The following is a 12485-nucleotide window of genomic DNA, read 5'->3' on the forward strand; positions in this document are numbered from 1 at the left end:
AAATTATTAATTTCAAAAAAATAGTATATTGCATATAAACACCATTAGTTTATGATTGCTCCAAAAAAACACATAAAAGAAGCTGAACGGTTAGCAGAATTAAAATCGTATAATATTTTAGACACTTTACCTGATCAAGATTATGATGGTTTGACTAAAATCGCTGCCCAAATATGTGATGTGCCAATTGCATTAATTAGTCTTGTGGATAATGATAGACAATGGTTTAAATCAAGTTTTGGTTTAGAAGCTACAGAAACCCCCAGAGACCTATCCTTTTGTGGTCACGCAATTAATGATAAAGATAATGCGCTAATTGTTGAAGACGCTAGAAAAGACCAACGCTTTGTTGATAATCCTTTAGTTGTTGGAGGACCAAAAGTAATTTTTTATACAGGTGTCCCTCTAAAATCCTCAAATGGCTTACCATTGGGTACTTTATGCGTTATTGATTCTAAACCAAGAGTATTGTCAGATAGTCAAAATGAAGCTTTAACTGCCTTATCTAAACAAGTCGTAAACCTACTAGCTTTAAGAAAAAAGAATTTTAAACTAAATGATTTAGTGACGCAATTGGAAGAAAAAAATTCAGATTTAGAGCAATTTGCTTATGCAGCATCCCATGATATAAAATCTCCTTTATCAAATATATCTAATTTAGCAGGCATGTTTTTAGCCGATTATAAAGACAAAATTGACTCTAAAGGCATTAACATTATTGACTTGATTATAAAATCTACAGAACAATCGTATAAATTTTTAGACCGTTTAATGGAATATAGCACAAAGTTAGACCAACTTTCAGACCTTAAAGAAGATCTTACGATTACAGCCTTTAAAAAAGATATTTTGGATTATTATGCTAACGATCAAATTTTAAAACTAAGCTTTTCCACAACTTTAAAAAAATTACATATCAATTCAGTCATTGTTGGTCAAATTTTAACCAACCTTATTAATAATGCCGAAAAATATACTGATAAACCAACCGTAAATGTCAACATTGATATTTCTGAAACAGATACTCATTACAGATTTAATGTTAGCGATAATGGACCAGGAATTAAAAAAGAGTACTTAGAAAAAATCTTCAAAATATTTGTCAAACTATCCAAGACAGATAAATATGGTAATGAAGGTGCTGGTCTAGGATTACCAATTGTCAGCAAACTAGTTAGCAAATTAGGAGGTACCATTGAAGCAAATTCTGAGATTAACAAAGGATCCTCATTTATATTTACCATTTTAAAATAGTTTCTATCTACTTTGCACTCACCTATTCATCGTTGTTAGCATAAGTTAATTTTATGATTTTCGGTAAAATATAAATCTTTGTTAAAGAAAAAGAATGAACGTTCATTTTTACATATCTTTGTATCAGATATAAAACAAAATGGCTAAACTTCAAAAAAGCATAGATAAACGTAACGCATTGGTAAAAGCAACAATCGAGCTGGTAAACAACAACGGTTTTCATGCAACACCAATGAGTAAAATAGCTAAAATGGCTAACGTCTCTCCTGCTACAATTTATTTATATTTTGAAAATAAGCAGGATTTAGTTAATCAAACTTACATTGATGTTAAGGCTGAATATACCAAATACGCCTTTGCGACTTACGATCCAAAAATGTCTGTTGAAGCAGGTTTTGAGTTAATCTGGAAACGTATTGCAGATTTTAAGCTTAAAGAGTGCGAAAATGCAATGTTTTTAGCACAATGTGACAACACACCAATGATTGACGATCAAAGCAGACAACAAGGTATAATGCATCTACAACCGTTATTAGACCTTTGGGCTCGCGGAAAAAAAGAAGGCATTATTAAACCAATGTCTGACTACTTACTGTATGCTTATTCCATAAACCCATTATCCTTTTTAATGATTATTCAAAAAAGAGGCGATTTTCAGCTAGATGAAAGACATCTAGAAGAAGCTTATCAATCTGCTTGGAGCAGCATAAAAGTGTGTCAATAGAATGAATAAAACAGCAATAATATTAGGAGCAACAGGTTTAACTGGAGGTATTTTACTTCAAAAGTTAATAGATGATCAAGATTATTCAAGTATCAAATTATTTTCAAGATCAAAAATAGAAGGATTACCTAGCAAAGTAACTCAGTATATAGGAGATTTACTAAAGTTAGAGGATTTTAAAGACGACTTTACTGCACATCAAGTGTATTGTTGTATTGGTACCACTAAAAGTAAAACACCAGATAAAACACTTTACAAAAAAATAGATTATGGCATTCCAGTGACTGCTGCAAAATTAGCAAAAGCTAATGCTATAGATACATTTGTGGTAATATCTGCAATGGGAGCAAATGCTAACAGTTCAATATTTTATAATAAAACTAAAGGCGAAATGGAGCAAGAGGTCCTAAATCAAGACATCAACCGAACCTTTATTTTAAGACCTTCATTAATTGGAGGACAACGCGAAGAGAGACGCACACTTGAAAAAATAGGAATCTCAATATTTGAAGCCTTAAAACCGCTATTTATTGGTGCTTTAAAAAAATATAAAATTATTCAACCAGAAACCATTGCACAAGCCATGTTAAACTTAGCTAATAGCACTAATCATGCTAAAACTATTATAACATCAGACGCAATACAACGTATTACAAAAAACAACTAAAATAAAAATTAAAACTATGGAATTATTAGACAAATTAAATTGGAGATATGCTGCTAAGGCAATGAATGGTAAAGTCGTACCAGAAGAAAAAGTAGAACGTATTTTAGAAGCTGCACGCTTAGCTCCTACATCATCAGGTTTACAACCTTTTGAAATATTTGTTGTAAAAAACCAAGACGTTAAAGAGAAGATTAAACCTGTAGCTTGGAATCAATCTGTAGTTACTGATTGTTCTCACCTACTTGTATTTGCTGCTTGGGATACTTACACGCCAGAGCGTATCAACTATATGTTTGATTTAACAAATAAAATTAGAGGTTTTGAAAACGAAGGATGGGAAAACTACCGTCAAATGTTATTAAACTCTTATCCTCAAAAAGATGCTGAAGAAAACTTTAATCACGCTGCAAAACAGGCTTACATAGCTTTTGCTGAAGCATTAACTGCTTGTGCTTTTGAAGGTGTAGATGCAACTCCAATGGAAGGTTTTGATCCGGAAGCTGTAGACCAAATATTAGGCTTGCGCGAAAAAGGTTTACGCAGTGCAGTATTATTACCAATTGGTTATAGAAAAGAAGATGAAGATTGGTTAGTAAATCTTGTAAAGGTTAGAAAACCTATGGAAGATATGGTAACCGTAATTGATTAAAAAACATCAACAATGAAAACTATTGTATTAAATAATAGACCTCAAGGAAAACCTACACTTTCAAATTTTGAATTTGTAGAAGAAGATAAAACGCTAACCATTTCAGATGGAGAGATTTTATTAGAAGCAGCCTATGTTTCGGTTGATCCATATTTAAGAGGAAGAATGAGCGATGCAAAATCTTACGTTCCTCCTTTTAAGTTAAACCAACCTGTGCACTCTGGTGTTGTGGCTAAAGTTTTAGAATCTAAAAACGAAAAATTCCAAGTTGGAGATTACGTTTCGGGTATGCTAAATTGGTCTACACAACAAGTGTCTGATGGCGAAGGTCTAAATAAAGTGGATCCAGAAAAAGCTCCTTTAAGCACCTATTTAGGTGTATTAGGTATGACAGGTTTAACAGCGTACTTAGGACTTACCGAAATAGGAAAACCTAAAAAAGGTGAAACTATTGTGGTGTCTGGAGCTGCAGGAGCTGTTGGTAGTGTTGTTGGACAAATAGCAAAAATACTAGGCTTGCGCGTTATTGGTATTGCTGGTACAGATGAAAAAATCGAGATGCTAAAAACTAAATTCGGTTTTGATGAAGGTATCAATTATAACACCACTAAAGATATGAAATCTGCTATTGCAGAAGCTGCGCCAAATGGTGTGGATGTGTATTTTGATAATGTTGGTGGACCAATTTCGGATGCGGTTTTATTCAGTATAAATCAATTTGCAAGAATTATAATTTGTGGTGCCATTTCGGTTTATAATGAAACTGAATTACCTACTAGCCTAAGCGTACAGCCATTTTTAGTAAAAAATAGTGCCTTAATGCAAGGTTTTATTGTGTCTAATTATGCCGAAAAATTCCCAGAAGCGATTCAAAAATTAGCTGTTTGGTTAAACGAAGGTAAGTTAACCTATACCGAAACTATCGTTGATGGTTTTGATAATATTCCTCAAGCTTTTATCGATTTATTTGAAGGTAAAAACAAAGGGAAAATGATTGTAAAAATATAATAACCAAAAAAGAAAAAGAAGATGAACAATTTTGAGTTTAAAAATCCTACCAAAATTATTTTTGGAAAGGATACCATAGAAAAATTAAAAGAAGAAATTCCTGCAGATGCCAAAGTATTATTGCTTTATGGTGGAGGAAGTATCAAGAAAAACGGAATTTACGACCAAGTAAAAACTGCTTTAGCAGATGTTGATGTCACTGAGTTTGGAGGTATTCCTGCAAATCCAGAATATGCAACGCTAATGGAGGCTTTAAAAGTAATTAAAGACAAAAACATTACGTATTTACTAGCAGTTGGTGGTGGCTCTGTAATTGACGGAACTAAATTTTTATCTGCAGCTGCTGTGTACGATGGCGATACTCCTTGGGATATTTTAACTAAAAATATCAGAACCGAAAAAGGCATGCCTTTTGGAACCGTATTAACCTTACCAGCAACAGGATCTGAAATGAATTCTGGAGCAGTAATCACACGTGAAGAAACTAAAGAAAAGCTTGCAATGGGTGGACCTGGATTATTTCCTGAGTTTTCAATATTAGATCCTCAAGTGATAACGTCTATTCCAGAACGTCAATTAGCCAATGGATTAACTGATGCGTTTACACACGTGTTAGAACAATACATGACTTATCCAATTGGTGCGTTACTACAAGACCGCTTTGCCGAAAGCATTTTACAAACGCTAATAGAGGTTGCTCCTAAAGTATTAAAAGATCCAACAGACTATAAAGCAGCTTCAAACTTTATGTGGAGTTGTACTATGGCTTTAAATGGTTTAATACAAAAAGGTGTACCAACAGATTGGGCTGTTCACGCAATGGGTCACGAGTTAACAGCTATGTTTGGTATTGATCACGCACGTACTTTAGCTGTAATTGCTCCAAGTCACTACAAGTTTAACTTTGAGGCTAAAAAAGAAAAATTAGCGCAATATGGAGAGCGTGTTTGGAATATTACTGAAGGTAGTACAGACAATAAAGCCTATGCTGCTATTGAAAAAACAGTAGATTTTTTCCATCAATTAGGTATTGATACTAAATTATCAGATTACACTAACGATTATGAAGGAACTGCTGAAAAAATCTCAAAACGTTTTACAGATCGTGGATGGACAGGATTAGGAGAACACCAAGACCTATCTCCAGATAAAGTAGAAAAAATTGTAAAAATGGCATACTAAACATACTATCATTTTTGGGTGTAGTTAAAGTGCTATAACAGCAAAAATTCTAAGGTTTTTAACTGCACTCAAACTGATATGATAATTAAATATACTCAGTTTTATTAATATGAATTTAATAAAAACATTGGCCTTAACGCTAACCATCATTACAGCAACTAGCTGTAAGGACAAAACACCTTCTGAAAACGTTTCAGAAGTAAAAACAGAAACTAAAAAAGAAAAAGAAATGAACGTATTATTTGTATTAACATCTCACGATAAATTAGGAGATACAGGAAAAAAAACAGGATTTTGGGTTGAAGAATTCGCAAATCCATTTTACACATTATTAGACAAAGGTGCTAAAATTACTATTGCCACTCCAAATGGAGGTGCAGCTCCAATAGATCCAAGTAGTGACTCACCAGATGCTGCTACTGAAGATACTGAGCGTTACAACAAAGACGAAGCAACACAAGCATTAATTGCTAATACACATAAATTATCAGACATGAATGCAGACGATTTTGATGCTGTATTTTATCCAGGAGGTCATGGACCATTATGGGATTTAGCAAACGATGCAACATCTATTGCCTTAATCGAAAAATTTAATACTCAAGAGAAGCCTGTAGCATTTGTTTGCCACGCTCCTGCTGCATTAAAAGGTGTTAAAGGATCAAATGGTGAACCATTAGTTAAAGGTAAAAAAGTAACAGGATTTACAAACTCTGAAGAAGCTGCTGTTGGATTAACAGACGTTGTTCCATTTTTAGTGGAAGACATGTTAAATGAAAATGGAGGAATCTACTCTAAAAAAGAAGATTGGGCAGCATACGCTATTCAAGATGGTAATTTAATTACTGGACAAAACCCAGCATCGTCTGAGTTAGTTGCAGAAAAATTATTAGAAAGCTTAAGATAAGCTTCGCTTTATAATCTATTAAAAAAGGTTGTCCAAATGGACAACCTTTTTTTGTTAGTAATTTTATGCCAAAATAAATCTATTAGACGTCTAAACCTTTTCAGTCCTTAGTTTTAATAGATCTTAAATTAAGCGCATAAAAAAAGGCTGCCTTTATAGGCAACCTTTTTTCTTGAATTGTACTGAATATATATCTTAGATAACTTTTACGTTAACTGCGTTTAATCCTTTGTTTCCTTCTTGTAAGTCAAATTCAACCTCATCTCCTTCTCTAATCTCGTCGATTAATCCAGAAATGTGTACAAAATGATCTTTGTCTACTCCTTCTTCAGTGATAAAACCAAATCCTTTTGTGTCGTTGAAAAATTTTACTGTTCCTTTACTCATTGTAATGTAATTTATTTATTAATACTTAATATTATGCAAGTATAGTGCCATTAATTAGATAATGACTCATAAATCTCATTTATTATTTGATTTTCAATTAAATAAACTCAAAACATAGTGTAAATAATAGTAATAATTAGTCGTCATCTTCATCAAAACCAGGCAACTCCAAAGCTTTTACAGATTGTATTGCGTTTCCAGCAATTCCTTTAATAGAACCATACATATCTATCGTATTAGTCACAACTTTTTCAATTTGCTTCTCTCTTTGCTTCCAAATACGTTGCATCGATCGTTTTTCGCTCTCTAAATCAGACTTCATTTGTGTAAAACCTTCCACAATTGCTTCAATTTGCATTCTAAAGGTATTACTAGTTAGGTAATCATATAATAAGTCCATTTTATCACCTTTGTTTTCTTGAGTGATAATAGCGTTATTAACTTGTAAAATTCCCTCTCTTAACACAGCACACAAGCCTTTAAACTCGTCGTAATTACAAATCCAAATACCATCCTTTAAACCCATTCGGTCCATATCGGAAGGCATAACCTCAGTCACTAATACACCAATATTGGCTCCTCTATCTCTAATGTCTGCTTTAAATTTTTCTATCCAGCTAGGCTGAAAATCTTTTGTGCGTTTACTCTCGTAATAGATAGTACCACAGTTTTGCTCGGTTCTGGTATGTACAATTTGAATACAGTCTCCACCTCTAGCACCTTTTTTAATTTCCTCGATAGTATCTAACGGAAACTGAGCTGCTAACCACTCTTCTATTGCTAACTCTTGCACTTCACCTTGTAATTGCATGGAGCCTTGCTCCTGCTTACGTTTCATTTCTTCGGTTAGCTTTTTCTGGTCTTCCAATTGCTTTTGCATTTCTTTAAAACGCAATTCGTTTTTGTCTTCCTCAGATTTTTTAATCTTCTCCTTTTCAGCAATCAAAATCTCGTTCAGCTTTTTTTGTGCTTCCGCCTCAGCAGCTTCTTTAAGCTCACTTTTTTCTCTTTTAAGCTTTTCAATTTCAGCTTTGGATCGGTTTAACTCTTTGACTTGTTCTGACTTTTCGTTTAACTCTTTTTGTAAAGCTGCAAACTGGTCCGATTGCTCTTCCTTTAACTTAAGCTTTAGCTTTGCTTCAATTTCCTTTTTATCTTCTTTAAGCTGATTTTCTAAACGTTCTTGAAATAACACATTCTCACGCTTTTTCTTTTGTTCAAAATCTAACTTCTCTTGTTTAAGTTGCTCTTGCTGACTCTCGTATCGTTTTTTCTCGGCAGCTATTTGCGACTGATACTTTTGTTTTATTTCCTCTTCTAATTGATGTGCTAAAATATCTTGAACATCTATGGAAGTCCCACAATTAGGACATTTTATTTGATTTTCGTTTTTCATTTTAATTCAAATTTTCTCTTAAATAAGAAATTTTTAGAGATTAAATTCTACCTATGATTTATATTATTTTTTTCAATTTAGATTAAGCAAAATTGACAATATTTTTAGTTGTGTAGAAAAATTAAAACTACAAAATACATAGGGATTTTAATGAAAAGGATTGAAAAAACTTTTGCTATCATTCTTAATTCAAACCTCAACATTAAAATTTCACAATAAAACAAAAAAAAGACCAAGCTTTTCAACTTGATCTTTGATATACAATAGCTGTTGCGCTATTATAATTTATTTGCTATTATTCAACATTATAGATTTAGAATTTACAAACTCTCTGATACCAAATCCACCATGTTCACGTCCATAACCAGAGTCTTTAATTCCTCCAAATGGCATGTTTGGATGCGCTAATCCGTAAGAGTTTATGTTTATCATTCCTGTATCAAAATGGTCTTTTGCTAATTGGATGGCTTTGTCTTCGTCTTTACTAAATATTCCGCCTCCAAGTCCAAAACGACTGTCATTAGCTATTCGCATTGCATCCTTGTTATCTTTTGCTTTAATTAGTGAAGCAACAGGTCCAAATAACTCGTCGCTATATGCTGGTTGTCCTGGTTTAACGTCGCCTAAAACGGTTGAAGGATAATAATATCCTGTAACCTCAGGAATTGTACCACCACATAAAATGGTTGCTCCATTAGCAACACTGTCTTCTACTTGTTGGTGAATTTTGTCCCTCAAGTCTTTTCTAGCCATAGGTCCTAATTTAGAATCTTTGTCCATTGGGTCTCCAAAATTAATGTCTTTCATTCCTTTAACAAAAGCCTCTTTAAATTGGTCGTACACTTTATCTACCACTATAAAACGTTTTGCAGCTACACACGTTTCTCCGTTGTTGTACGTACGTCCTTGTATGCTTGTTTGCACTGCTAAATCTATATCTGCATCGTCTAATACTAAATAGGCATCATTACTACCTAACTCTAAGACTGTCTTTTTTAAGACTTTGGCTGCTTTTTGTGCTACATACTCACCAGCTTTAGAGCTTCCTGTTAGCGTAACACCTCTAACTGCTTTATGTTCGATAATTTTATCTGATGTTTCGTGATCTATAATTAAGACCGTAAATAGGTTTTTAGGTAATCCTGCTTTTTCAAAAACGTCCTTAAGTTTTAATGCAGATCCTGTAACGTTTTTAGCGTGTTTTAATAACACTCCGTTTCCTGCCATTAGATTTACTATTGCATAACGAATGGCTTGATATAAGGGGAAATTCCATGGTTGGATACCATAAATAACACCTAAAGGTGCTTGTTGGATAATTCCTTTTCCGCCATTTTCCATGGTACGAACTTCGTCTTGTAGTTGTTTAACACCTTCGGTTGCAGTGTATTCGCAAATTCCTGCACAAAGCTCGATTTCATCATGACTATGACTCACTAATTTACCCATTTCTTGAGTCATTAATTCGGCATACTCGTCCTGAACATCCATTAATGCTTTACCTACTGCTTTTATAATTGTAGCACGCTCTTCTAACGGTTTTAGTTTCCATTCTAAAAAAGCTTCATGACAATTGTCCACAGCTTTAATAGCTTGGTCTGCTGTCATGTATTCGTAATGTTTTATTGTTTGTTCTGTTGCTGGATTTATAGTTTTAAATCCTTGATCTGTGGTATTACTCATGTAAATTTATATTTAAGTTAGTGATACGCTTAGCAATGTCCAAGTTGGATTGTAATATGAATAAGCGTGTTTTGAATGCCTTTAATGAAAGGCTAATCGTGTTGTTGGATTAAATTTTATTTAATTTAAAGGTTTTAGGCTTCTCCTCTAGCAGGATAATCCGCTTTTAGTATGTAGTCAATACCACCTAAAACATCATTAAAACTTGGTCTTCCAAATGGCATGGATTGGATAGATTCCCAATACACGGTTTGATCTGGAGTTATTAAAAATAGTCCAGGTTCTGTAAATAATTCTGGTTCTTCTTTAATTCCTGAAGAAATAAATAATCCCCATTGTCTAGCTTCCTCAATTGAAAAATCGTAACCTAACGGAATGTTTGAAATATCCCACTCGTTATGTGTTGCTTTTGCAACGTCTTCTGTATCCGAACTGATGGCAATGACATTTACGCCTCTATCTGTAAATTTATCTAACTTTTTTTGAAGCTCTTCTAATTGACTCTTGCAAACAGGACAATGTTTACCTCTATAAAATAATACTAATGTGAAATTTTCTGGCGATTGATCGCTTAATTTCCATGTGGTATCGTTAACTAATTTGATTTGTAATTCTGGTGCTTTTTCTCTTGGTTTAATCACAGCTTTTTATGTTTTATAATTAATCAAAAACGTGTTGCTATTTGGATAGCGTTTTATAATTAATTGGTTTGAAATTGTTTTAAACAAAGGTCACAATAATGTATGCTTTTCATGTTACACAATTACTGTAGTCCTTTACAATATTGACACATTAGCTGAATAATGGTTGCGTATTAACTATTACTTTTATGCTTTAATATACGCATTAGCATAAGTTTTTGTAAAATGCGCACCAAATAGTAATATTAAACTTGAATACGATACCCAAAGCATGATTAATATTATTGAACCAGCTGCTCCATAGGTGGATCCTGGTTGCATGGTATTAAAATATATAGCTAAAAGATATTTACCTAATATGAATAGTAAAGTCGTTAATAATGCTCCTACCCTAACCGACTTCCAGGAAATAGTTGCTGAAGGTAAAAACTTAAACATAGCAGCAAATAATACGTATATAAATCCAATAGAAATTATAAAGTCAAAAGCAAACAAGTATTCTACAACATTATCAGGAAGAACATGTTGTAATTGGCTACTAAACGTGCTTAATAATGAGGTTAATAAAAAACTAGTTAGCAGTAAGAAACCAATAATTAATATAAAACCAAAGCTTTTTAAACGACTTATAAGAGTTGACATAAATCCATTGGTATAATCGTCTTCATGTTCCCAAATTTTATCAAAAGCAGCTTGTAGTTGAAAAAACACTCCTGTAGCACCATATAATAAGGTTGCTATACCAACAACTGTTGCAAATAATGAGGTCGCTTCATTACCACGACCAACAATCATTAGTCGTATGGTTTCGGCAGTGTCAGGTCCTATAGCTTTAGCGATTTCATCTAACAATTCGCCTTGAACCATATCACGTCCCCAAACAGATCCTACTAAATTTAATATAATTATAATTAAAGCAGGTAAAGATAAAATGGCGTAATACGCAACAATTGCGCTACGCTGAAAGGGTTCGCTTTTATACCATGACTTTGCTGTTGTTAACAACAGTTTGGGTAAACTTGTAAGCTTAAATGTTTTTGTGATTGTCATGTTGGTATTGGAATATAAAACTACAAAAGCCCAACCTAGTTAGTTGGGCTTTATTAACTAAAGGCAATACTAATTTATAATTGTTCCGTTTGCTCTAAACTCGACATCCATATTTTTCCCTTTTTGCTTAAACTCTACGTCAAAAAATTCTCCTTTTGACGCGCTATCAACATGTTCGACTTCGGTAATGTCTTCACTACCATATTCTTTTTTAATGATGTCTCTAATAGCTTTAGGTAAATCGTCTTTTTTTATGCTAGATTCGGTTTCAATCCAATTTCCGCTAGGACTAAAATCTGCTCTATATTTTTCTCCATTTTGTTTAAATTGTGCTTCGTAATTACCATTAGCATCAACTTCCCAATCTGGATTATTTTCATTTGGATATTTAGCTTCAAAAGCTTGTTTGACAGCGTTTGGTATTTGTCCTTTAACTGTGTTTTGACAACTAAATGCTATAAGTGCGATTAGTATTAGTTTGATATTTTTAAATGCTTTCATAATTTATTGGTTTAAAAGGTTGATTGATACGACTTCAATTTCACTGTAGATGTTGTCCTCTGTAGTTTGTTTTAAGGTTAAATTAAAGGCTTTACCTACATGCTTATTGGCTTGTAAATTGTAATTATCTAAAGTTTTACTTGCGTTAATATCTTCAATAATTATAGTGTTATCTTTTATATCTGTGAAGTAAAAAATCCTTCCATCATAGCCATCATAAACGACTTGTTTGGTAACACCTCTATTTTCCATATTAATGGCATTAGAGTTTACTACTATTGTGGAAGCAAAAAATAGACTGAATATTATGCTTATTAGCTTCATAATTTTAGTGTTTAATGGGTTACTAATTTGTTATACTACAAAGATGGATATAAACACTACTATTTTCATTATACAATTATCTTAGACCTTTACAACATTTACATATACCTTA

14 protein-coding genes are annotated in these 12485 nt (G+C 33.0%); 7 read left to right on the forward strand and 7 right to left on the reverse strand.

All coding sequences use genetic code 11. The features are described 5' to 3' along the window. The first annotated feature begins 51 nt into the window (after positions 1-51). The 7 genes from M890_RS16980 (at position 52) to M890_RS0103355 (ending at position 6391) form a co-directional block, all read left to right on the forward strand. On the forward strand, positions 52-1254 hold the full coding sequence (locus M890_RS16980) for a sensor histidine kinase (RefSeq protein ID WP_028282163.1): 1203 nt from the start codon (positions 52-54) through the stop codon (positions 1252-1254). Positions 1255-1393: 139 nt separating this feature from the next. After that, entirely contained in the window at positions 1394-1978 is a 585-nt protein-coding gene (locus M890_RS0103330; RefSeq protein ID WP_028282164.1) for a TetR/AcrR family transcriptional regulator, read from the forward strand. 1 nt (position 1979) lies between these two features. After that, complete coding sequence (locus tag M890_RS0103335) at positions 1980-2645, forward strand: NAD(P)H-binding protein (RefSeq protein ID WP_028282165.1); 666 nt, start codon at positions 1980-1982, stop codon at positions 2643-2645. 16 nt (positions 2646-2661) lie between these two features. Then, positions 2662-3294, forward strand: coding sequence for an NAD(P)H-dependent oxidoreductase (locus M890_RS0103340; RefSeq protein ID WP_028282166.1), 633 nt, complete (start codon positions 2662-2664; stop codon positions 3292-3294). A 12-nt stretch (positions 3295-3306) separates the two neighbouring features. Beyond that, complete coding sequence (locus M890_RS0103345; RefSeq protein WP_028282167.1) at positions 3307-4302, forward strand: NADP-dependent oxidoreductase; 996 nt, start codon at positions 3307-3309, stop codon at positions 4300-4302. 21 nt (positions 4303-4323) lie between these two features. After that, positions 4324-5484 carry an iron-containing alcohol dehydrogenase gene (locus M890_RS0103350; protein WP_028282168.1) on the forward strand — a complete coding sequence of 387 codons (1161 nt, stop codon included), beginning with the start codon at positions 4324-4326 and terminating at the stop codon, positions 5482-5484. A gap of 109 nt (positions 5485-5593) precedes the next feature. Next, entirely contained in the window at positions 5594-6391 is a 798-nt protein-coding gene (locus M890_RS0103355) for a type 1 glutamine amidotransferase domain-containing protein (RefSeq protein WP_028282169.1), read from the forward strand. Between the two features lie 195 nt (positions 6392-6586). Here the strand turns inward: M890_RS0103355 and M890_RS0103360 are convergent, their stop codons facing one another. From M890_RS0103360 to M890_RS0103390, 7 genes are all read right to left on the reverse strand, one after another. Further along, the gene (locus M890_RS0103360) at positions 6587-6778 is read right to left on the reverse strand and encodes a cold-shock protein (RefSeq protein WP_028282170.1); all 192 of its coding nucleotides are present in this window, start codon (positions 6776-6778) and stop codon (positions 6587-6589) included. Positions 6779-6914: 136 nt separating this feature from the next. Further along, complete coding sequence (locus tag M890_RS0103365) at positions 6915-8174, reverse strand: DUF2130 domain-containing protein (RefSeq protein ID WP_028282171.1); 1260 nt, start codon at positions 8172-8174, stop codon at positions 6915-6917. Between the two features lie 285 nt (positions 8175-8459). Then, a complete protein-coding gene (locus M890_RS0103370; protein WP_028282172.1) occupies positions 8460-9857 on the reverse strand; it encodes an NAD-dependent succinate-semialdehyde dehydrogenase in 1398 nt (465 codons plus the stop codon). A gap of 134 nt (positions 9858-9991) precedes the next feature. Further along, a complete protein-coding gene (locus tag M890_RS0103375) occupies positions 9992-10498 on the reverse strand; it encodes a peroxiredoxin-like family protein (protein WP_028282173.1) in 507 nt (168 codons plus the stop codon). 186 nt (positions 10499-10684) lie between these two features. Continuing rightward, positions 10685-11548 carry a YihY/virulence factor BrkB family protein gene (locus M890_RS0103380; RefSeq protein ID WP_028282174.1) on the reverse strand — a complete coding sequence of 288 codons (864 nt, stop codon included), beginning with the start codon at positions 11546-11548 and terminating at the stop codon, positions 10685-10687. A gap of 69 nt (positions 11549-11617) precedes the next feature. After that, positions 11618-12049, reverse strand: a complete 432-nt coding sequence (locus M890_RS0103385; RefSeq protein WP_028282175.1) for a PepSY-like domain-containing protein — start codon at positions 12047-12049, stop codon at positions 11618-11620. 3 nt (positions 12050-12052) lie between these two features. Continuing rightward, a complete protein-coding gene (locus M890_RS0103390; RefSeq protein WP_157243251.1) occupies positions 12053-12373 on the reverse strand; it encodes a hypothetical protein in 321 nt (106 codons plus the stop codon). Positions 12374-12485 lie beyond the last annotated feature (112 nt).

Source organism: Olleya marilimosa CAM030 (assembly GCF_000518485.1).
GTDB classification, from domain to species: Bacteria; Bacteroidota; Bacteroidia; order Flavobacteriales; family Flavobacteriaceae; genus Olleya; species Olleya marilimosa.